This window comes from Ostreiculturibacter nitratireducens, from assembly GCF_032670585.1.
GTDB lineage: Bacteria > Pseudomonadota > Alphaproteobacteria > Rhodobacterales > Rhodobacteraceae > Ostreiculturibacter > Ostreiculturibacter nitratireducens.
Genome location: NZ_JAVQHL010000001.1, coordinates 917,467 through 938,086, shown reverse-complemented (window position 1 = coordinate 938,086; position 20,620 = coordinate 917,467). Strand labels below are relative to the sequence as shown.

The following is a 20,620-nucleotide window of genomic DNA, read 5'->3' as shown; positions in this document are numbered from 1 at the left end:
CGCCCGCCTTAAGTCCTCACCAGCCGTTGATCCGGGGCCAGAACTCGATCTCGGAGTCGTCGGTGCCTTTCACGACGTGATAACCGTCGTACATCGCAGCCGTCATGCAGACATGGTTCGGCAGGACCCGGACGCGCGAACCGACTGGCAGTTGATCGAACGGAAAGCTGCCCTCGGACACCAGCATGCCGTGCTCCTGATAGACATGTCCAACCTTGACCCGGTCGATGCGGCGCTGGCCCGAAACGTCCATTACCATTCCGAAGCCGATGTCTTCAGGAAGGCCGGCCGCCCCCGTGCTGCGGTCCTTTGAAAGGGCGAGCGCGCCGGCGTCGATCAATGCGCTATTCAGATCGGGCCGGTGGCCAATGACCGTGGCCAGAACCGAGACGGCGATGTCGTCCAACGCGCAGGACTGGATCTCCGACTGAAACACGTCCCCGAACATGTAGACACCGCATCGCATCTCGGTCAGACCTTCGATCGACGCGAAATGGGTGGCCGTCGGGGTGGAGCCCACGCTGACTACTTCCGCCGGCAAGCCCGCGGCGCGCAGCCGTTCAGCCGCCGTGACCGCGCAGAGCCTCTCGGCCTCGGCGATTTGGCGTATCTCCTCGATGCTGCGGCCCTGGTAGGAGTTGCCGGCATGAGTGAGTACGCCGCGCAGACGGGTCCCTGGCAGTTCGTGCAGCCTCTTGCCCAATTCGATCAGCTCGTCGGACTCCGCAAGGACGCCAGCCCTGCGTTCACCGGAGTCGAGTTCAATCAGCATGTCGACCACCAGACCCTCGTCCAGGGCCAGACGGCTCGTCGCTTCAGCTATGGGGATCTGATCCGTGACCGCGGTGAGCGAAACGCCACGCTTGATGAGCGCAGCCACGCGAGGGAATTTGTCGGGAACCATGCTGACGGCATAGGTGATGTCATTGATCCCGTTGTCGGCGAAATACTCCGCCTCCTTCAGCGTCGAGACCGTCACTCCGCCGAAATTGCCTTCGATGGCGATCCTGCCAACCGAGATCGACTTCGCGGTCTTCATGTGCGGCCTGACCTGGACCCCCGTGCCTTCGTAACGCCTCGTCATTCGCTTGGCATTCCGCTCAAGCCGGGTCCGGTCGAGAATGAGGCAGGGGGTTTCGAGGTCGAGAAGGGACATTCAGCGCGTTCCGGTTTTTCGGGCTAAAGGAACGGCGCGCGTCTGGGCGCGCCGAGAGAACGCATGCTACCGTGCGCGCCGCCGGTCTCGCCAATGCAAGCTTCACCTTGGCCGATGCATGTCCTGCATCAGCCCCAGTCGGAGTCTTCCGGCACCTCGATCAGCGACCAGAATTCCTCGGACGCGACGGGCAGGGGATCGCGTGAGCGGATCAAACGGATGTCGACAGGAATGAACCATTTCTCGTCACCCGCCAGAACCAGCCTCCCTTCGTCGAGATCCTTGCGGATATGACTTTCCGGGAGCCAGGCCGTTCCTCGCCCCTCGGTGCTCATGGGCTTCAGGACGGCCGCCATGTGCGACACGAACACCCGCGTCAGGTAGACCGGCTCCTTCATGTCCGCGATGAGTTGTTCCACGGCCCTGCCGATGGCGGAGGTCTCCGAATAGGCCAGATAGTGCACGGGCTCGTCTTCCGTCCCGGGCAGCAAGTCGATCGGCTGCCCTGCGGAATCTGGCAGGGTCACCGGAACCAGCCTGTCCTTGAGCACGACCTTTCCCGTGAAGAGTTCGGACGGAAGGTGCATCGGGATGGTCTTGTGCGTGTAGCTCAAGACGAAATGGCATTCACCCCGAAGCAGCATCTGCATGCATTCCTGGAACTGCACGGTATCGAGACGTGTGTTGAAGGCATGGCTGCGCATCTCGATCGACCGAAGCCAGCCGGGGAAGAAGTTCAGGGAAAGGCTGTGGGTCGCCGCGAAACGGATCGTATTGGCCGAACTCTCTCCGATCCGCCGGGCATCCTCGCGCCCCTGGTAGAGACGCCGCAGAACGTCCTCGGCGACGGGGCGGAATCGCTCTCCCGCGGCGGTGAGGGTTATGGGTTGGGACGCGCGGTCGAAGAGTTGCGCGCCGACCCATTCCTCAAGGCTCTTGATCCGCCGGCTGAAGGCCGGCTGCGTCGTGTATCTTGCCTGGGCTGAGCGCGAGAAGTTTCGCGTTTCAACTAGGCTGAGGAAGTCTTCGAGCCAGCGGCTTTCCATCGTTGGACTTGGCTTTCCAGGGGACTATCGCGCTGTGATTAGACCAGTCTTCCGCGAACCTGTCCATCTGTCGCACCCGATCCCTCGCGGGACGAACTGTCGCGCCGCCATGAGCCGCAACGTTTAACGGAGGCTCCTGGCCGGCAGGAGGCACTTCTTTCGCTATCCATCGCGCGTCAGAAAAGCGCCCCGCGCGCATCCACCGGCCAGAGGCACTCGACCCGTCCCCGGCGCACTCCGATGATCCAGTCGTGCAGGTTCACCGTCGGATCGCAGTGGCCCGGGATCAGGTGAAGGGCGCCGCCCAGCGAGGGGCGATCTTCGGGCCGGGCGATGCTGATAGTCGTGTGCTCGTCGGAGGCCTTGAGAACCTCCGCCCCGGGGAGATCCGCCAGCACGGGAAGGCCGCAATCGGTCGTGTACGCCTTGAGGCCAGCATCCGTGATCAAGCGATCCGGCGTCGGAGTGCTCATGATCGTGGTTCTGATGGTGAGGCTGTGGTGGAACTCCTGGACCCGAGAACCATCGGAGCCGAGGTTCAACGCATAATCATGGTCCATGAACACATATGATCCGACCTGAAGCTCGTTCCACACTCCGCTTGCGGTTTCGAACGCGTAGCTGCCGGTTCCGGCTCCGCCAACGATCTCGCAGGTCAGACCTTCGGAGGCGAGCATGTCGACCGTGCGGGCCAGATCTTCGCCCGCTTTCCGGATCAGCTCCCGCCGTTCGTCAAAGCTGCGCCGGTGCTGCGCGGGGCCGTGATAGGCCTGCACGCCGCCAAATCGCAGGCTCCGACAGGCGGCAATGTGGCGCGCCACCGCGACTGAGGCCTCACCCGGGTGCGTGCCGCAGCGACCGCCGCCCACGTCGACTTCCACGAGAACCGGGATTACCGTGTCGAACCGCGCGGCGGCGGCATCGATGTCATCGACGTTATCAGAATTATCCGCGCAGACCGCCACGCGAATCCGTTTCGACAACGCGGCCAGCCTGTCGAGTTTGCGTCGACCGACGACCTCGTTCGAAATGAGGATGTCCGTGATGCCGGCATTGGCCATCGCCTCGGCCTCGCTGACCTTCTGGCAACAGATGCCCACGGCTCCAGCTTCGATCTGCAAACGCGCGATCGCAGAGCATTTGTGGGTCTTTGCGTGGGGCCGCAGGCGCACGCCGTTTTCGGCGGCAAAGGCGCTCATCTTGCGGATGTTGGCTTCGAGAGCGTCGAGATCGACCACCAGCGCAGGGGTGTCGATCTCGTCGATTGGGTCGCCGATGCGCGCGGCCGGGCACTGGATCAAGGGAGTTCCTCGCAGTTGCGGCGGCAGGCCATGCGCCCACCGATCAAGCCTAGGCTAACCGCCGCCAAACCCTTGCGCACATGCAAACTTGGCATCAGCCGATAGGAAACTGGCATCTTCCGTGTCGGCGGCCAAGGAAGGCCCGGCAGGAATCCCGCAGTCGGTCGGCACTTCTCACTCTCCGGCGCCGTCCTGCCACCACTTCCCGTCGATGATGATGCCGCGGTGTTCCAGTCGTGTGTCCGAGGTGATGGTGTCCCCCATGACATCCGTGTGGATGAAGCTGCCGCTTGCCTCGTCGAGGATCGTCGCATCCCCGGCCGCCCCGACGCGCAGCGTGCCAATGTCATCGCGGCGCAGGGCCCGGGCCGGATTTGCTGTCGTGGCGGCGATCACCTCGGTCAAGGTCATGCCCAACGCCATGAATTTCGACATGACCGCCAGAACGTCATAGGCAGGCCCGTCGACGCAGATCACGTGCACGTCGCTGCTCAGGACGTCCGGCTTGATGCCTTCCGCCAGCATTGCCCTGCCGGAACGGAAGCTGAATCCGCCATAGCCATGGCCGATGTCGAAGATGATGCCGCGTTCGCGCGCCTCGATGATTTCCTTCCGAATGGTGTTGTCGCCGTGGATCGGCGCGTTGGGGAAGGGGCGGAAGCAGTGGGTCAGGATGTCCCCGGGGCGCAAGATCCCGAGCACCTCGTCGCGGGTCGGCGGCGGGTTGTCGATATGCGCCATGACCGGAAGCCCCAGCTCATCGGCGACCTCGATGGCCAGGGCGAGCGGCGCGAGGCCCGAATTGCCGCTGGCACGGAAGCCGACACGCGCCTTCATGCCAACGATGATGTCGAGGTTCTCGCGCGCGACGCGAAGGCATTCGCGCGCATCCAGAAGGCGGAGATCCTCGCATTCGCCAACCATCACGGTCTTCGAGAAAGCGAAGATGCCCGGAAACGAGATGTTGAGATAGGCCAGGATCCGCGGGTCGGACGGCTCGATCACGTGCTTGCGGAAGCCCGCAAGGTTACCCGCGCCCGCGCTGCCCGCATCGACGAAGGTCGTCGTCCCGCTGCGACGCGCAATGGTGTCCGCGTCGACGCCCAGCGACGTGCCGCCCCAGTAGACATGGGTGTGCAGGTCGATCAGGCCGGGGCTGACGATCTTGCCCGATACGTCGCGAACATCACGTGCCCTGGAGGGATCGATGCCCGCTTCCACGGCGGCCACTTTGCCGCCCTCGAAGGCAACGTCGAAGGTGCCGTCCAAGCCCTGCGACGGGTCTATCACCCGGCCACCCTTTAGGAGCAGATCATACATTTGTTTTCATCCTGTTGCCGCAACCCCAGCCTTCGGGGGCATCCATCTTTCCGTGGCATTCGTGACCTATGCGATCACCGGCCGACGAGTCAGCGAATGCCAATCTCCAGCAAACCACAAATGCCGTCTTCGGATCACCCGATACCTTTTTTTCATAGTCTGGCGCTCGTCGGCGGCCGCATGCGTCCGGGGCATCGCAAGATACCAAAACAGCATTGGTGCGAATTTCTCTCTGTCCCCGACACTGAACCGGGTGCCGGACCTGAACAGACAACGAAGAACTCCGGCGCCGGATCCATCCGGAAGCTGGACGGCGGTCACAATCGAAGGCTGCGGATGCCGGTTTCCGCCAGGTCAACAGGAGAGGAAATCAGATGGGATATGCACTTCGAGGACTGGCGGGGCTCGCCACGGCCGGTTTGCTGGCCTTCGCCCCGGACACGGCGGCCCAGGCTCAGGATCGGGCCAGCACCCTTATCGTCGCGGAAGACGTCGTGCCGCAGACTTTCGACCCGATACAATCATCGCAGATCCGGACATGGTATGTCTGGCAACTGGTCTATGAGGGTCTTGTCCGCGCCGAGCTCGATGGTGGCATCACGCCGATGCTCGCGAGCGAATGGACGATCGACGATGCCGGCACGACGTACGACTTCACGCTGCGCGAAGGCGCCGCGTTCTCCGATGGCAGCCCGGTCACGCCGGAAGACGTCGTCTTCTCGTTCGAGCGTCTCAAGGCGGACGGCCTGCCTTATGCGCAGGACCGCTTCAAGTCGCTGGCCTCGATCGCCAAGGTCGATGACCGCACCGTCCGCTTCACACTGAGCGCGCCCGACGCCGGATTCCTTCTGAACCTCGGCAGCCCGTTCGTCGTGGGGTCGGCCATCATGAAGGCTGATTGGGTGACGAGCCACGATCCCAAGCAGGAAATGCTCGGCACCGGTCCGTTCAGCCTCGTCTCTTATGCGCCGAACAGCGAACTGGTGCTCAAGCGGAACGACAACTACTGGAACGCTGACAAGGCCGCGAAGGTCGAGAACCTGACGATCCGCTACATGCCCGAGCAGTCGGCGCAGATCGCCGCCTTGCTGTCGGGTCAGATCGACATGATGTTCCCAAGTGCCGAAAGCATGCTACAGCTCAAGAGCGTGCCGGATGTCACCACTGTCGCGGTGGGCTCCACGAACACGGTGCGTCTGAACATCAACACCAACCTCGAACCGTTCAGCAATCCCGACTTCCGTCGCGCGATGTCGCTTGCGCTCAACCGCGACGAGATCGTTGCCGGAGCGTTCCTTGGCGAAGCCACCCCCAGCGCGCAGATACCGCCTTCCTACAGCTGGGGTCCGCAGTTGTCCGACCTGAAATACCAGAAGCAGGACATCGCGAAGGCCAAGGAACTTCTGGCGCAGGCAGGCTATCCCGATGGCATCGACATCACGCTCAACCACCTTGCAGGCTACGCCACCTACCTCGACCGTTTCGCGGAAATCCTGAAGGGCCAGATGGCGGAGGCCGGTATCCGGGTGACGATCGAGGCCAACCAGACGGCTGTCTGGCTGGATAAGCAGAACAACGCCAATTACGAGATCATGACGAACGAGTACGCCTTCCAGGCCGATCCGCTCTTCTACCTCATGCCGCGCCCGGGCCGTCAGGGGCCGACGCCTCAGGAGATGGCCGACTTGATCGAGGCGGCAAAGAGCAGCTCGGCCGAGGACTACCCGGCGAAGCTGGCCGAGATCGCCGTCATGCAGGACGACCTGGTGTTCCCCGACATCACGGTCGCTTCGCGAAACGCCTGGGTCGCCTATACCGATCACGTGGTTTCGGCCGCTCCGGACGCCACGATCTCGCGGACGTTCCTCGCTGACGTCGCGCTGAAGTGATCCTTTTCCGGGGCCGCCCGACACTGCGCCGTGCGGCCCTGGATCCTCCCATGACCAATTGCCGGGAGATCTGATCGTGAGCACCGAACCCGTTCTCAGGGTCAAAGACCTCACAACGCGATTTCACACCAGCCACGGGGTCGTGACGGCCGTGAACGGCGTGTCGTTCGAGGTCGGCCGGGGCGAGACTCTGGGGCTGGTCGGCGAATCCGGCTCGGGGAAGAGCGTGACGGCCATGTCGGTGCTCCGCCTCGTGGCAAAGCCAGGACGGATCGAGGGTGGCGCCATCGAACTGAACGGCACCGATCTTCTGAAACTCGACGAAGAGGCGATGCGTCAGCGTCGCGGCCGCGAATGCGGCATGGTCTTCCAGAACCCGATGACCGCGCTCAATCCCTCTTTCTCGGTGGGCTGGCAGATGCGCGAGACACTCGCCGCGCACGGGCATGGCGCCCCGGCGGCAAGCCGCATCCACGCCGCGCTCGCCGATGTCGGAATGCCCGACCCCGAGCGGCAGGCTGAATCCTATCCGCACCAGATGTCCGGTGGCATGCGGCAGCGTGTCGTCATCGCGATGGGGATGATCAACGAGCCGCAACTTCTCATCGCCGACGAGCCGACGACGGCTCTGGACGTCACGATCCAGGCACAGGTTCTGAACCTGATGAAAAAGCTCACTCGGGATCGCGGCACAGCGCTGTTGCTGATCACGCACAACATGGGCGTTGTCGCGAAGATGTGTGACCGGGTCGCAGTCATGTACGCCGGAGAGATCGTCGAGGAAGCCCCCGTCGAAGAACTCTTCCGCAGTTCGAAACATCCTTACACGCTTGGGCTTCTGCGCTCTATCCCGAGGGCCGACCGGCCCCGCCAGAAGACGCCGACGCTGCCGGGATCACCGCCGGACATGGGGCGCCTCCCCGAGGGCTGCCGGTTCCGGGACCGCTGCGTATTCGCCGACGAGCGCTGCATGCGTCATCCCGACCTTCTGAAAGTGGGAGAACGCCACTTCGCGCGCTGCTGGAAGACCCAGAGCGGCGAAAAGCTCGTGGCGCCGGACGCTCCCCGGGAGGCGCAACATGACCTCTGACGCAAGGCCCCCTCTGCTTCAGGTGGAGAACCTGAAGAAACAGTTCCACGTCCGCCAGCGCGGCAGCCGCGAAACCCGGCTCCTGCGCGCTGTGGACGGCGTGTCGCTTCACCTCGGTGCGGGAGAGACCCTGGGCATCGTGGGCGAATCCGGCTGCGGCAAATCCACGCTTGCGCGGCTGATCGTGGGGCTGCTGCAACCCTCGGAGGGGCGGGTGATGATGGAGGGCGGCGACATCTGGGAGCGAGGCGCACCCGGACGCGCCCGCCGCCGCAAGTTCCAGATGGTCTTTCAGAACCCCGCCGGCTCGATGAACCCGCGCCGGTCGGTAGGGGCGAGCGTGGCGGAGCCGCTGCAGGCCAAGGGGGAACGGAACACCGCCGAAACGGTCGCGCGGATGCTTTCCCTGGTGGGGCTCGATCCGGCGATGGCCTCGCGAAAACCGCATCAGCTTTCGGGGGGGCAGCAGCAGCGCGCTTCGATCGCGCGCGCCCTGATCGCCGATCCCTCCATCGTGGTCCACGATGAATCCATCGCGTCACTCGATATCTCGCTGCAGGCCCAGATCCTGAACCTGCTGCTCGATCTTCAGGAAAGGCTCGGAACCTCCTACATCTTCATCAGTCACGATCTGGCTGCGGTGCAGGCGATAAGCCACCGCGTGATCGTGATGTACCTGGGCGAGGTTGTCGAAGCCTCTGCGGCAGAGACCTTCTCCCGCCGCCCGCTTCACCCGTATTCCGTCGCGCTCAGGAACGCGACCCTGCTGCCCGACCCGGCGCGGGAGCGGTCCCGGGGAGATGCGGCGCTTCGCGGCGATGTGCCGAGCCCGCTGAATCCGCCCAGCGGCTGCCGCTTTCATACCCGTTGCCCGCTGGCTTCCGACCTTTGTGCTCAGCAAAAGCCGCCGCTTCGTGACCTGGGTTCCGGGCACCTGGTTGCCTGCCACTATGCCGAGGCAGGCGGTGCGCGGCAGATCGCAGACGAGGAGGCTGTGTGATGCTCAAGAGGGTGGTGATGCGCCTCCTGGGAATGGCATTGGTCCTTCTCGCGGTATCTGTCCTGGTTTTCGCCCTTGGGGCGTTGATTCCCGGCGACCTGACCAGCGTCATCGTCGGGCAGGAGGGCGCGACCGAGGAGCAGTTCGAGGAGGTCCGCCGCCGGCTCGGCCTCGATCAGCCCCTGCCGATCCAGTATCTGAACTGGCTGGTGAACACGCTGCAGGGTGATTTCGGAACATCGCCGATCACGGGCCGCAGCGTCGCCTCGGATCTCATGCGACAATTCCCCGTCTCGCTCGAACTGGCGCTCCTGACGCTCCTGGTCTCGACAGTCATCGGGTTGCCGGCCGGCGTCGTCGCCGCCGTTCACGCGAACCGTCGGCTCGACATCATCATCCGGGTAACGCTTCTGTTCACCTTCTCCGTCCCGATCTTCGTCATCGGCATTCTCCTGCTGCTGGTCGGCTCGCGCTGGGCGCCGGATCTCTTCCGCGTTTCCTACACGCCCTGGTCGGACGATCCGGTGATGCACGTCCGATCGATGGCGATGCCGCTTCTGACGATCGCGTTCCCGATCACCGCGATGACCATGCAGATGACCCGTGCCGCGATGCTCGAGGTCCTGAATGCCCCATATATCGTCACGGCGCGTGCCGGCGGAGTTCGGGAAAAGCGCATTGAATATCTGCACGCCTTGCGAAACGCGCTTCCGCCGATCGTGACCTTCATCGGGTTCCAGCTGGGCATCCTTCTCGGCGGACTGATCGTGGTCGAGCAGATCTTCAGCCTGCCGGGACTGGGCCGCGGCATGCTCGAGGCGATCAACACCCGGGATTACCCGATGGTCACGGCCACGACTCTCGTCTTCGCCACGACCTTCGTCGTCATCAACGCGCTGGTCGATCTGCTTTACCCCCTTCTCGATCCTCGCCAGAGAGGGCTCTGACCATGAGCATGGCCACGTCCAGTTCTCGTACCCGCGGTCCCCGCTTCGGCTTTATCGGTCAGCTCTCTCGCCACAAGGGCGGCGCCTTCGGTCTGACGATCATCCTTCTGTTTGTTGCGCTGACGGTGTTCGGCAGGGTCGTCGCGCCCTACGATCCGAACGCCAACGACTATCTCAGCCTTCTGGCTCCGCCGTCGTCGGCGCATTGGTTCGGCACGGACGAACTGGGCCGCGATACCCTGAGCCGGGTGATCGACGGGTCCCGGATCGCCGTCGCGGTGGCGTTTCTGTCGGTTTCGATCGCGATGGCCATCGGTGTGATGATCGGCGTCATCGGGGGATATTTCGGCGGCATCACGGATGCCGTTCTGAACCGAAGCCAGGACATTCTCTTCGCCTTCCCGACGCTCCTGCTCGCGATCATCCTTGTCGCGGTCCTGGGGCCGGGCTTGTTCAACGCATCGCTGGCGATCGCGATCGTCTACTCCCCGCGTTTCGCCCGTATCGCCCGCGCCAGCACACTCAGCATCAAGACCAGCGAGTACCTGGATGCCGCGCGGCTGGCGGGCGTCGGCGCCCCGACCATCCTGATCCGTCACATCCTGCCCAACGTGATGCCGCCGGTAATCGTGCTGGCGGCGCTAAGCATGTCCACGGCGCAGCTGGCCTACGCTTCGTTGAGCTTCCTTGGGCTTGGGGTCAGCCCGCCGCAGGCGGACTGGGGCAGCATGCTGTCGAAAGGCCGCGACTTCATCACCATCGCGCCGTGGCTGGTGATCTGGCCGACCGTCGCCCTGGTGATGCTGATGCTGGCGTTCAACGTTCTCGGCGATGCCATCCGCGACGTCCTCGACCCAAGCCACAGCACCACGAAGAGCCCGGAAACAGTCAAATGACCGACAGCCGCGATCCGAACACGTCAAAGCCCGCCGTGGTTCTGCACCCCGTCCTTCCCCCGGGCGTTCGCGAGCACCTGGGAGACCTGCAAGGGATCACCGTTCTTTCCCCGGCGGACGACGACGGTGTCGCCGAGGCGCTGGCCGCAGGCGGCTGCGTGCTGGTCACCCACACCTGGGATGACCGGTTCCTCACCCCATCGCTGCGCTGGATCGCCGGAACCGGCGCAGGCTTCGAGCAGTATCCGCTGGACCGCTTCGACGCTCAGGGGGTGGTGCTGACCACGGCCGCCGGGGTTCATACGGACTGCGTTGCCGAGCACGCCTTCGCGCTGCTCTTGTCCCTCACACGGCGCATCGGCGAAGCTGCGCGCAACATGGAACACGCCCTCTGGGAGCCGCTGATCGGCGAGGAGGTTCAGGGCCGGAACATGGCCGTTGTCGGCCTAGGGCGTATCGGCGACGCCATCGCGCAGCGCGCTTTGAGTTGGGGCGTCGAGGTCGCGGGGGTCAAGCGGAACCCCGCCGACTACACGGGGCCGGTCAGGGACGTGCGCGGGGTTGGCGAACTGGTCGAGCTTTGCGAATGGGCGGACATCGTCGTGCTTGCCTCTCCAGCCAGTCCCGATGGCAAGCCGATCATCGGAAGACGCGAACTGGACGCGCTGGGCTACGGCTGGATCGTCAATATTGGACGCGGAAGCCTGATCGACGAAGAGGCGCTTCTGGACGCGCTGACGGTCGGTCGTCTGCTCGGCGCGGGGCTCGACGTCACCAGGACGGAGCCCCTTCCGCGTGACTCGGAATTGTGGCGGAACCCGAAGGTCGTGATCACCGCCCATAACGCCGGGGCGAGCCCGGGATTCGGTCGGCGTTGGGGCAATCTCTTCGACCGGAACCTCGCAGCCTTCAAAGGGGAAGGAGCCTGGGTGAACCGTCTGGGCGAGGACATTCCAAGGGGGAACCGATGACCACTTTCGTGATGCTTCCACCGTCGGACGAATTGACCGACGACTGGGCCCGCGCGGTGGGCGAAGCCGCCCCCGCGCTGGACGTCAAGATCGCGCGTGACCGCGAAGCCGCGCTGCGACTCCTGCCCGACGCCGCCGCCGCGTATGGGACGCTGGATCGGGAAATGCTTTCCCAAGCCCGAAACCTGCGTTGGCTGCAAGCGCCGATGGCGGCGCCGCCTGCTGGGTACTTCTTTCCGGAGCTTGTGGCGCATCCCGTGCAGGTCACGAATTTCCGGGGGATCTACAACGATCATGTCGCAACGCACGCGGTCGCGATGCTGCTCGGTCTGGCGCGCAATCTGCCTGTCTACATGCGCCAGCAGCCAAGCGGAGCCTGGGACCGCCATCTTGCCGACTGCGACATCCTCCACCTGCCGGAAAGCACCGTGCTGGTGATCGGCGTCGGAGGCATCGGCGCCGAAATCGGCCGTATGCTGGCCGCCTTCGGTGCGCGGATCGTAGGGATCGATCCGCGCCGGACGGATTGCCCCGAAGGAATGCAGGAACTGTTTCCGCCATCCGAGCTGGAACGCCTGTTGCCGCAAGCGGACGCAGTGGTCCTGACCTTGCCACACACCCCCGAGAGCGAGGGGATGTTCGATGCGCGGCGACTGGCGCTTATGAAAGCCTCGGCTTTCCTCGTGAACATCGGGCGCGGCGCGACGGTTCGCCTGGACGCCTTGACGGACGCGTTGCACCGCAAGCGGCTCGGCGGCGTGGCGCTAGACGTGTTCGAGCAGGAGCCGCTGCCCCCGGACCATCCGCTATGGCAGGAGCCGCGGGCACTGCTGACGCCGCACGTGGCGGTCGTAGGCCCCTACATCCCGCAGCGGCGGCTGGCCGTTCTCTGCGAAAACGCCAAACGGTTCGCCGCCGGCGAACCGCTGATCAACCTCGTCGACAAATCGCTCTGGTACTAGGCCGGCGGGAACCGGGGCAGGGGGGAACATGACCAAGGTTTCGGTCTTCGTATTCGGCACGGATCTCGTGCACGAGGGCACCGCCAATGTGCTGGACGCCCTGCAGAGCCGGGCATCCGCCACGGATGTCATCCTGGCTGCGACCTATCATGACGCGCGCGACGTCTTTCCCCACAACCCACGTCACCGCGTCTACAGGCACGAGGGCGACATCGCGTGGTTCCACTCGCAACCAGACTTCTATGAACCCGGCTTCGCGCCGAAACTGGCCGATGCCGCCGAAGGCACGGATGTGCTGGGCGGTCTGTGCCACGCTGCCAAGGAGCGGGGAATGATGGTCGGCGCCTGGATGATCTTCCTTCACAACTCGCGGCTTGCGACCGCCTTCCCCGACTGCGCGACGCGCAATGTCTACGGCGATGCGTACCTGTCCGACCTGTGCCCCGCCAATCCAGAAGTCCGGCAATACTGCCGGGCGCTTGCGCGCGACGTGGCGCGCTATCCGGTGGAACGGCTCCTCGCCGAAAGTCTTCACTACCGCACCCTGGAGCACGGGGAACACCACGAACGCTATCTGATCGATCTGCCGGGATGGGCTCGTGCGCTCATGTCACTTTGCTTTTGCCAGCATTGCCGGACGGCTGGCGGAAGCGCCGGGATAGACGTCGAGGGCTTGGCGCAAAATATCCGGGAAGCGCTGGAGCCGGTCTGGGAAGGCCAGCCATCCGCTGGTGGTGCGGTGCTGGAGGCCGATGCTGCAAAGGCGCTTTCGCGTTTCGGGCACGTGCGCAAATCGCTGGTGATGTCGCTTGTCGCCGAGGTGAAGGCGGAGCTTGAGCCCAGCGGGGTGGAGTTGTGTTTCATCGACCACGCCGGCGCGATGGCTCATGTCCTGCCGGGCGTTGACGCCGATGCGGACTTGATCCGAGTGGCCGCGGAGGTTCTGGGAATAGATGCGGCGGAGGTGGCCGCTGAGTGCGACGAGTATCTCGTGCTAGGCTATACGGACACTGCCGAGCGGCTGTCGGCGCAGCTTCGCCGTTACCGTGAAGTGCTGAAGACCGGCACAAGGCTCGCGGTGGCGATGCGGCCCCTGGCCGTCGATTGCCGGAGCACGGCCAACCTGCGTGCGAAGATCGAGACCGCACGTGCTGCCGGTGCCACCAACCTAGCCTTCTATCACTATGCCATGATGCCTCTGAGCCGCCTCGACTGGATCGGCGAGGCACTGAAAAGGGAACAGCCGAGATGAAGATCCTCCTGACCGGCGCCTCGGGTCACGTCGTGACGCTAGGCCTGCGGGGGCTCGCGGGGCGGCACGACCTCAGGCTCACGGACCTGCGCCCCCCGGGCTTGCTTCCGAAGGGCGCGGAATTTCGTGCTTGCGACCTGCTCAAGGCGGACGATGACACCCTGAGCCAACTGTTCAGCGGCATAGACGCGGTCATTCACGGCGCCTATCTCCATTCGTCGGCGCAGAACGACGTCTACGGTCTTCTGCCGCCGCAGATCGATCGCTTCGATACCGAGCTGGAGAACATCCGGATAGCCCAGCGCATCTACCGCCATGCCTATGATGCCGGTGTGCGACGCGTCGTCATGGTCTCGTCCAATCACGCGGCCGACTGGTACGAACACGCCCAGGTTCACAGACGCCAACGCGAGTTGGTCTTTCCCGGCGACTATCCATTGTCGGACAACTTCTACGGATGGGCCAAGGCATCGTATGAACTGCTGGGATTTCCATATGCTTGCGGCACTTTTGGCCGTCGCATGGAAATCGTCAGCTTGCGCATCGGTTCGCCGTATCCGATCGATTCGGCGCGCTTCGCGACCGCCATGGAAGCGCCGCAGACATCGCTGCCAAAGCCGCAGGGACTGGCCGGTTTCAAGCGTGCCCTGGGCGCATTCCTGAGTGAAGGCGACTGCGCCGAATTGTTCCGAGCCGCCGCGGAGGCGCCACGAATCGAAGGCGACCACGGTGTTCCCTGGCTGGTCGCCTACGGCATCTCCGACAACACCCGCGCATTCTGGTCGCTCCAATCCGCTCGTGAGAAGCTCGGATACGCGCCAACTGACGACTCCGAGATACTGTACGCGGAGGAAATATCCCGAATGCTGGTCGACAATTCCCAGACCGGCAGACTTGGCTGATCCAAACAGGTGCCGCCTGGGAGGAAGGCAACTCCGACGCTGCGCTGGCCAAGGTCGTGGATCGGTGCGCCGCCAGCCTGTTCCGGCCGCGCGGCTCGTTTTCTTGGCGGGCGCTGCCATGAAAGGGCGCTTGCCGGGTGAACGGACCGCGGGCAGTCACATCTGCGCAGGAATCCCCTTGCGCATCCTTTCGAAGCTCATCGAGATGTGGGCCCGCTGGATCAGAGCGGCCGCATGAAGGTCGCCGATCTTAAGCGCCCTCAATATGTCGTCCACCTCGCGGCAGAACACGTCGACCTCGTCTATCAGGTCGATTCTCGAGGCGAACACGGATTTCAGCCAGATCCTCGTCGTCTGGAAATAGAGCCTCTCGCTCACTTCGCGGAGCGGTTCGTTCGCCGTCAGGCGCAGAAGCGCGAGGAAGAAATCCATGTTGAGCTGGGCAAACCTGCGCGGGTCGGGATCGGCCACCATCGCATGCGAACGGTCCGCCAGCCGAAGGAAATCCGCCCAAAGTTCTTCATCCGGGGCGACGGGATCGAGTTTCCCGGTGAGTTCGGCGAGTTCCAGGCGCAGGCGATAGGTTTGGGCCAATTCTTCGATCTCGACATCGGTGACAAATGTTCCGACCCCGTGCACCGACTGCAGAAGGCCCTCGCCTTCGAGACGGACAAGAACCCTGCGCAGCGGCGTGCGGCTGGTCCCGAACTCGGCTGCAAGCGCCTCCTCCGAAAGGCGCGTTCCCGGAGCGTAGTCCAGCAAGCAGATCCTGTTGCGGATTTCCTGATACATCCGCTCGAAGCGGTCACGGGCGCTTTGGGTGACGTCTGTGATCTCGAAATTCAATGTGTCGGAGCCTCATGCGGTTTGACGGTTGACGATGTACACGCCAGCTGCGGACAGCGCGAAGCCGACGAGCGCGAGGGATGTGACATGCTCTCCCAGGACCGTCCAGGCGATGATCATGGCGAGCGGCGGGACAAGATAGAGCAGGGAGGAGATGCGCGTGGCGTCGCCGCGCTGAAGAAGCGCAATGAAAAGGCCGATCGAGATGATCGAATTGGCAACGACGAGATAGGCGAGAGAAATGACCAGTTCCGGCTGCCAGTCTATCACCATCGTTTCGGTTGCCATAGACACCGGCAGGAGAACGGCGAAGCCGACGACGTACTGGACGACGCCGCCAACGGCGGGGTCGGTCTTCATCCCGTGCCATTTTTCAAAAAGAGTAGCCAGAGTGATCCCCAGAAGCGCGCTCAGCGCGAGAATGACGGCGATCCAGGGGCTCGGCCCGAGCGCGTGGCCCGAGATTATGACGAGCAGCACGCCCAGGAACCCGAGAAGCAGCCCTGCCCAAAGGTAGCGCCCGCCGCGCTTGCCGGTTACGAGCGACGACAGAGACGCAACGAGGATCGGCTGAAGCGACATGATGATCGCTGTGGTCCCGGCATTCATCCCGCGCTTCATGGCGAGGTAGGCGAGCCCGAAGTAGACGCACTGGATAAGGAAGCCGGTCAGCGCGATCGCACCCCAATGGCTCCCCGAGACCGGCCAGCGCGTCGCCGGACGCAACAGGAACGGCATGAGAGCCACGGCGGCGAGCCCGTAGCGAACTGCAAGCATGGTGAGAGGCTCTATGTGCGCCAGGCCAAGCTTGGCGAAAGTGTAACCGCCGGACCAGAAGATCAGAAAGATGAAGGGGGCCGCGCTCCAGAAGATCGCATTGGCCCGGTTCTCCGTTCCTGTGGCGGTCTGCATCGCATCCTCACGCGGCGAGCTTCTCGCCCAGTCTTTCAAGCATCGTCAGACATTGGCCGAGCTGGTCAAGCGAAACGTATTCGTCCGGCTTGTGCGCCTGTTCGATGGATCCCGGCCCGCAGACAACCGCCGAGGTGCCGAGCGACTGGAAGATCCCCGCCTCGGTTCCGAAGGCCACCGTGTCGGCGCCGTTCGCGCCGGTCAGTTCCATCAGGATATCCTTGGCCTCGTTCTCATCAGCCGGGATCAGGCCGTCGACCTCGCCAATGACTTCCGTGACGATGTCTGCGTCCGGCGAAACCGCCCGCATCGCGGGCAGGAGCGTGTGGGTGCAGAAATCGTGCAGGTTGGATTTGACGAAATCGGCATCGCCGTGCTGGACCGGTCGCATCTCCCAGTCGATGCGGGCCTTCCCCGGTATGACGTTGTGGGCGACCCCGCCGATCAGCGCACCCGTGTTGATCGTGGTCCAAGGGGGCTCGAACCGGCTGTTGGCGGGCGCCCGCTCCTTGAGCCGTTCCCTGAGTTCGAGCAGCCGGGCGACGTAGCGCACGGCGTATTCGACCGCGTTCACACCCCTGTCAGGGGCGGAACCATGGCCTTCGAGACCGGTGAAGTGCGTCGAGTATTCGTAGCAGCCCTTGTGCCCCTCGATGATCCGCATCGAAGTTGGCTCTCCGATAATTGCGACGCCCGGCCTAACGCCTTGCGCGCGCAGGACCTGCGCGAGTGCCTGGGCGCCAAGGCAGCCGGTTTCCTCGTCATGGGTGAACGCGAAATGGATTGGCCTGTCCTTGACCTTCTCGGCGTAGAAGGGGGCCATCGCCACCGCCGCGGCGATGAACCCCTTCATGTCGCAGGTGCCCCGGCCATAGAGCTTGCCGTCGCGCTCGACCATCTCGAACGGGTCCGTGGACCAGTCCTGGTCGGCAACCGGCACGACGTCGGAATGCCCCGACAACAGGATGCCGCCATCCACGTCCGGCCCGAGCGTGGCGAAGAGGTTGGCCTTCGCGCCGCTCGCGTCGTGATGGATGTCCACCCGGGCGCCCACCGCCTTCAGCTGCTCGGCGATGAACTCGATCATCGCCAGATTGCTGTCGGTCGAGACCGTTGGGAACGCGACCATATGGCGGAGAAGCGCCTTCGTGTCGTCGAGGTAAAACACTTCCGTCAGTCCTTCACGAAGAGCTTGCGCTCGATATTGCAGAAGGGCTCGGCCGGACCGCTTTCCTTGATCAGGATCGACTCGGTGGTCTCAAGTCCCCAGTCCGTCAGCCACAGGCCGGGCATGAAGTGGAAGGTCATGCCGGGCTCGAGCACGGTTTCGTCGCTCGAGCGGAACGAGGCGGTGCGCTCGCCCCAGTCCGGCGGGTAGCTCAGACCGATCGGGTAGCCGCAGCGGGCGGAGCGCTTGATGCCGATCTTCTCGAGCTCGGCTCCCAGTGCGTTCGCCACGTCACAGGTCCGGTTGCCCGCGCGTGCGGCTTCGAGGCCGGCCTCGAGTCCCGCGGTCAGCGCCTTGGCGGCGTCGATCATGTCCTGCGGTGGCTTGCCAAGGTGCACGGTCCGGCACAGCGGCGCGTGGTAGCGGCGATAGCAGCCGGAAAGCTCGAAGAAGGTCGCTTCCCCGGATTTCATCTCCTCGCCGTTCCAGGTCAGGTGGGGGGCGGTCGCGTCGATGCCCGAGGGCGTCAGCGGAACGATAGCCGGATAGTCTCCCCAGGCGTCATCCACGCCAATGATGCCGGCGCGGCTGATCTCGGCCACGAGTTCGTTCTTGCGCAGGCCCGGGCGGGCCAGCTCGATGCCGACACTGACGATCTTTTCAGAGATCTTCGCGGCCTTGCGCATGAAGGAGAGTTCCTCCTCCGACTTCACCATCCGCTGCCAGTTCACCAGCGCGGTCACATCGACCAGCGTCGCGTTCGGCAGTTCGGCGGCGAGGACGGCATGGGCCTTGGCAGAGTAGTAGTAGTTCTCCATCTCGACGCCGATACGGGCCTTGGCGAATCCCATGTCGGTCAGACGCTTGGCGAGGTCTTCCATCGGGTGGCTGGTCGTGGACTGGATATAGGTGTCCGCGTAGCCGATGACCTTGTCGTCATCCATCCAGACGGTGCGTAGCGCGCCGTTCGCGTCCTGGTAGCGGCCCCACCAGACGGGGTCGCCGTCCATCGGCAGAATCACGCCCTGGTGGACGTAGAACGACCAGCCGTCATAGCCTGTGAGCCACGCCTGGTTGGAGGGGTCGGTGGCGAAAAGCACGTCGATTCCCGCCTTTTCCATGGCCTTGCGTGTCTTTGCGAGGCGGCGGGCGTATTCGGATGCGCTGAAGGGAGCGTGTTCGATTGGCATGAAAACCTGCGTGTGGCTGATTTGTGCACAACGCTAGGAGGGATTCGAAATCTTGGCAAGATAATTAGCTGATAGCGCAAGCAAAATCGCGGTTCTGTCTTGACAGGATACAATGCTGCGCGATGATGTGCACAACAATGTATTCTCGACTCTGCCGGTCGGGGGTTTTCAACAGGGAGAACGGCATGAAAAAATCAACGATACTGACGACGATTGCCGCAGGAATCGCGCTTGGTGCGTCGACGGTTGCGGCGATTGCCGGTCCTTTGATGGACCGCATCAACGCCGGGGAGTCGATCCGGATCGGCTTTGCCAACGAGGTTCCGTGGGCTTATCCGGGCGAAAACAATGCCCCGCTGGGTTTCGTGAACGCCTACGTGCTCGGGGTGCTGGGCAAGATGGGCTACGAGAACATCGAGCCGGTCGTGACGGATTGGGGCGGGCTGATCCCCGGCCTTCAGGCGAATCGCTTCGACGTGATTACCGGCGGCATGTACATTCTCGGCAGCCGCTGCGAGAACGTGACCTTCTCCGAGCCGATGGCGAAGGTGTCCGACGCGTTCATCGTCCAGGCGGGAAACCCCGAGGGCATCAGCACGTACAAGGACTTCGTCGAAAAGAACGCGACCATGGTGACGGGCGCGGGCTTCAACACGGTCGAGGCCGCGTTGAAGGAAGGCGTGCCGGAAAGCCAGATCATGCAGGTGCCCGGACCGACGGAGATCCTTGCTGCCGTCAAGGCGGGTCGTGCGGCCGCTGGGGCCGTGACCTTCTTCACCGCTCAGGAACTCGCGAAGGGCTCGGGCGGGGAAATCGAAGTGACCGATCCCGGCGCGCTGCCTGAGTGGACCCAGAACTGGGTTGGCATCGGCTTCCGCCACGATGACGCCGACTTCGTCGAGGCGTTCAACAAGGCGCAGGCGGAATACCTCGGCTCGCCCGAGATGCTCGCGGCGGTCGCGGAATACGGCTACGACGAAAAGGTCCTTCCGGGCGACGAACCGACCGAATGGGTCTGCCAGAACCGCTGATCCTCAGCTGATCTGAAATCCCGACGGGCCCCTAATCCGGGCCCGTCACGCCGTCTCAAGAGAACGGAGCGGTCATGTCCTATCCGGAGTTTCTGGCCGAATACGGTGGCCGCTATGTCGACGGGGCCCTTATCACGGCGGCTCAATTCCTGCTCGCGGCTGTCGTGGCGGTCCTCATGGCCCTGGCCATGGGGCTGATGAAGCTGTCCGAAAACCCGATCGCGAAGGGAATCGCGGTTGTCTATATCGAATTCTTCCGCGGAACCTCCCTTCTGGTTCAGCTTTTCTGGCTGTTCTATGTGCTGCCGCTGTTCGGACTGACGTTCGACAAGTTCACGACGGGCTTCGTCGCCGTCGGCCTCAACCTTGGTGCCTACGGTGCGGAATTGGTACGTGGAGCGATCCAGTCGGTTCCGAAGGGCCAGTGGGAGGCGTCCTATGCTCTCTCCATGTCGCCGGCCGCCCAGATGCGCCGGATCATCCTGCCGCAAGCCTTCGTCGCGATGCTGCCGCCCTGGGGCAACCTCATCATCGAGCTTCTGAAGGGCACCGCGCTTGTCGCGCTCATCGCCGTTGCGGACCTGATGTTCGAGGCCCGCCAGATCAACGGCTCGACATACCTCTCGGCACAGGCCTTCGGCACGGCGCTCATCATCTACTATGTCTTTGCGCGGTTCATCATCACGCCCTTCATGCGCTGGCTCGAACGGGTCATGGCGCGCCGCTTGGGGAGGGCCTGAG

The 20,620-nt window shown here is 63.9% G+C and carries 19 protein-coding genes; 11 read left to right on the top strand and 8 right to left on the bottom strand.

The features are described 5' to 3' along the window. Window positions 1–16: 16 nt before the first annotated feature. From ABCN56_RS04550 to ABCN56_RS04535, 4 genes are all read right to left on the bottom strand, one after another. Window positions 17–1,156: an alanine racemase gene (locus ABCN56_RS04550; RefSeq protein ID WP_343079578.1), complete on the bottom strand. Its 1,140-nt coding sequence runs from the start codon at window positions 1,154–1,156 to the stop codon at window positions 17–19. 128 nt (window positions 1,157–1,284) lie between these two features. Continuing rightward, window positions 1,285–2,202 (bottom strand): LysR family transcriptional regulator, encoded by a 918-nt coding sequence (locus tag ABCN56_RS04545; RefSeq protein WP_343079577.1) that lies wholly within the window; start codon window positions 2,200–2,202, stop codon window positions 1,285–1,287. A gap of 176 nt (window positions 2,203–2,378) precedes the next feature. Beyond that, window positions 2,379–3,503 carry a DSD1 family PLP-dependent enzyme gene (locus ABCN56_RS04540; protein WP_343079576.1) on the bottom strand — a complete coding sequence of 375 codons (1,125 nt, stop codon included), beginning with the start codon at window positions 3,501–3,503 and terminating at the stop codon, window positions 2,379–2,381. Between the two features lie 174 nt (window positions 3,504–3,677). Further along, a complete protein-coding gene (locus ABCN56_RS04535; RefSeq protein ID WP_343079575.1) occupies window positions 3,678–4,823 on the bottom strand; it encodes an amidohydrolase/deacetylase family metallohydrolase in 1,146 nt (381 codons plus the stop codon). Window positions 4,824–5,197: 374 nt separating this feature from the next. Between ABCN56_RS04535 and ABCN56_RS04530 the strand changes: the two genes are divergently transcribed. The 9 genes from ABCN56_RS04530 to ABCN56_RS04490 all read left to right on the top strand — a co-directional run bounded on the left by ABCN56_RS04530 (window position 5,198) and on the right by ABCN56_RS04490 (window position 14,732). Then, window positions 5,198–6,712 (top strand): ABC transporter substrate-binding protein, encoded by a 1,515-nt coding sequence (locus tag ABCN56_RS04530; RefSeq protein WP_343079574.1) that lies wholly within the window; start codon window positions 5,198–5,200, stop codon window positions 6,710–6,712. Between the two features lie 76 nt (window positions 6,713–6,788). Beyond that, window positions 6,789–7,802, top strand: coding sequence for an ABC transporter ATP-binding protein (locus ABCN56_RS04525; RefSeq protein ID WP_343079573.1), 1,014 nt, complete (start codon window positions 6,789–6,791; stop codon window positions 7,800–7,802). Next, window positions 7,792–8,802 carry an ABC transporter ATP-binding protein gene (locus ABCN56_RS04520; RefSeq protein WP_343079572.1) on the top strand — a complete coding sequence of 337 codons (1,011 nt, stop codon included), beginning with the start codon at window positions 7,792–7,794 and terminating at the stop codon, window positions 8,800–8,802. Before ABCN56_RS04525 ends, ABCN56_RS04520 begins: the two co-directional genes overlap by 11 nt. Further along, on the top strand, window positions 8,802–9,749 hold the full coding sequence (locus ABCN56_RS04515; RefSeq protein ID WP_343079571.1) for an ABC transporter permease: 948 nt from the start codon (window positions 8,802–8,804) through the stop codon (window positions 9,747–9,749). The genes ABCN56_RS04520 and ABCN56_RS04515 overlap by 1 nt, the downstream gene beginning before the upstream one ends. A 2-nt stretch (window positions 9,750–9,751) precedes the next feature. Next, on the top strand, window positions 9,752–10,645 hold the full coding sequence (locus tag ABCN56_RS04510; RefSeq protein WP_343079570.1) for an ABC transporter permease: 894 nt from the start codon (window positions 9,752–9,754) through the stop codon (window positions 10,643–10,645). Beyond that, entirely contained in the window at window positions 10,642–11,616 is a 975-nt protein-coding gene (locus tag ABCN56_RS04505) for an NAD(P)-dependent oxidoreductase (RefSeq protein ID WP_343079569.1), read from the top strand. Before ABCN56_RS04510 ends, ABCN56_RS04505 begins: the two co-directional genes overlap by 4 nt. Continuing rightward, window positions 11,613–12,578: a D-2-hydroxyacid dehydrogenase gene (locus ABCN56_RS04500; protein ID WP_343079568.1), complete on the top strand. Its 966-nt coding sequence runs from the start codon at window positions 11,613–11,615 to the stop codon at window positions 12,576–12,578. Before ABCN56_RS04505 ends, ABCN56_RS04500 begins: the two co-directional genes overlap by 4 nt. 28 nt (window positions 12,579–12,606) lie before the next feature. Further along, window positions 12,607–13,830 (top strand): glycoside hydrolase family protein, encoded by a 1,224-nt coding sequence (locus ABCN56_RS04495; RefSeq protein WP_343079567.1) that lies wholly within the window; start codon window positions 12,607–12,609, stop codon window positions 13,828–13,830. Next, window positions 13,827–14,732, top strand: a complete 906-nt coding sequence (locus ABCN56_RS04490; RefSeq protein ID WP_343079566.1) for an NAD-dependent epimerase/dehydratase family protein — start codon at window positions 13,827–13,829, stop codon at window positions 14,730–14,732. Before ABCN56_RS04495 ends, ABCN56_RS04490 begins: the two co-directional genes overlap by 4 nt. 156 nt (window positions 14,733–14,888) lie before the next feature. Here ABCN56_RS04490 and ABCN56_RS04485 read toward each other — a convergent pair whose 3' ends face one another. From ABCN56_RS04485 to ABCN56_RS04470, 4 genes are read right to left on the bottom strand one after another with little or no spacing between them, the layout of a single operon-like run. After that, window positions 14,889–15,578 carry a GntR family transcriptional regulator gene (locus tag ABCN56_RS04485; protein WP_343079565.1) on the bottom strand — a complete coding sequence of 230 codons (690 nt, stop codon included), beginning with the start codon at window positions 15,576–15,578 and terminating at the stop codon, window positions 14,889–14,891. A 12-nt stretch (window positions 15,579–15,590) separates the two neighbouring features. Next, entirely contained in the window at window positions 15,591–16,490 is a 900-nt protein-coding gene (locus tag ABCN56_RS04480; RefSeq protein WP_343079564.1) for a DMT family transporter, read from the bottom strand. A gap of 7 nt (window positions 16,491–16,497) precedes the next feature. After that, window positions 16,498–17,658 (bottom strand): acetylornithine deacetylase, encoded by a 1,161-nt coding sequence (gene argE / locus ABCN56_RS04475; RefSeq protein WP_343079563.1) that lies wholly within the window; start codon window positions 17,656–17,658, stop codon window positions 16,498–16,500. Between the two features lie 5 nt (window positions 17,659–17,663). After that, entirely contained in the window at window positions 17,664–18,848 is a 1,185-nt protein-coding gene (locus ABCN56_RS04470) for a M24 family metallopeptidase (RefSeq protein ID WP_343079562.1), read from the bottom strand. Between the two features lie 185 nt (window positions 18,849–19,033). On the opposite strand from ABCN56_RS04470, the gene ABCN56_RS04465 reads away from it, so the two are divergent. Then, window positions 19,034–19,879 carry a transporter substrate-binding domain-containing protein gene (locus tag ABCN56_RS04465; protein WP_343079561.1) on the top strand — a complete coding sequence of 282 codons (846 nt, stop codon included), beginning with the start codon at window positions 19,034–19,036 and terminating at the stop codon, window positions 19,877–19,879. 74 nt (window positions 19,880–19,953) lie between these two features. After that, window positions 19,954–20,619 (top strand): ectoine/hydroxyectoine ABC transporter permease subunit EhuC, encoded by a 666-nt coding sequence (ehuC, locus tag ABCN56_RS04460; RefSeq protein ID WP_343079560.1) that lies wholly within the window; start codon window positions 19,954–19,956, stop codon window positions 20,617–20,619. Window position 20,620 lies beyond the last annotated feature (1 nt).

Bases quoted from the DNA above. Each gene is read 5' to 3' on its own strand.
- ABCN56_RS04545 (WP_343079577.1), bottom strand. From the start codon at position 2,202: ATGGAAAGCCGCTGGCTCGAAGACTTCCTCAGCCTAGTTGAAACGCGA.
- ABCN56_RS04515 (WP_343079571.1), top strand. From the start codon at position 8,802: ATGCTCAAGAGGGTGGTGATGCGCCTCCTGGGAATGGCATTGGTCCTT.
- ABCN56_RS04490 (WP_343079566.1), top strand. From the start codon at position 13,827: ATGAAGATCCTCCTGACCGGCGCCTCGGGTCACGTCGTGACGCTAGGC.
- ABCN56_RS04535 (WP_343079575.1), bottom strand. From the start codon at position 4,823: ATGTATGATCTGCTCCTAAAGGGTGGCCGGGTGATAGACCCGTCGCAG.
- ABCN56_RS04465 (WP_343079561.1), top strand. From the start codon at position 19,034: ATGAAAAAATCAACGATACTGACGACGATTGCCGCAGGAATCGCGCTT.
- ABCN56_RS04480 (WP_343079564.1), bottom strand. From the start codon at position 16,490: ATGCAGACCGCCACAGGAACGGAGAACCGGGCCAATGCGATCTTCTGG.
- ehuC (WP_343079560.1), top strand. From the start codon at position 19,954: ATGTCCTATCCGGAGTTTCTGGCCGAATACGGTGGCCGCTATGTCGAC.
- ABCN56_RS04530 (WP_343079574.1), top strand. From the start codon at position 5,198: ATGGGATATGCACTTCGAGGACTGGCGGGGCTCGCCACGGCCGGTTTG.
- ABCN56_RS04505 (WP_343079569.1), top strand. From the start codon at position 10,642: ATGACCGACAGCCGCGATCCGAACACGTCAAAGCCCGCCGTGGTTCTG.
- ABCN56_RS04495 (WP_343079567.1), top strand. From the start codon at position 12,607: ATGACCAAGGTTTCGGTCTTCGTATTCGGCACGGATCTCGTGCACGAG.
- ABCN56_RS04520 (WP_343079572.1), top strand. From the start codon at position 7,792: ATGACCTCTGACGCAAGGCCCCCTCTGCTTCAGGTGGAGAACCTGAAG.
- ABCN56_RS04510 (WP_343079570.1), top strand. From the start codon at position 9,752: ATGAGCATGGCCACGTCCAGTTCTCGTACCCGCGGTCCCCGCTTCGGC.
- ABCN56_RS04500 (WP_343079568.1), top strand. From the start codon at position 11,613: ATGACCACTTTCGTGATGCTTCCACCGTCGGACGAATTGACCGACGAC.
- ABCN56_RS04550 (WP_343079578.1), bottom strand. From the start codon at position 1,156: ATGTCCCTTCTCGACCTCGAAACCCCCTGCCTCATTCTCGACCGGACC.
- ABCN56_RS04470 (WP_343079562.1), bottom strand. From the start codon at position 18,848: ATGCCAATCGAACACGCTCCCTTCAGCGCATCCGAATACGCCCGCCGC.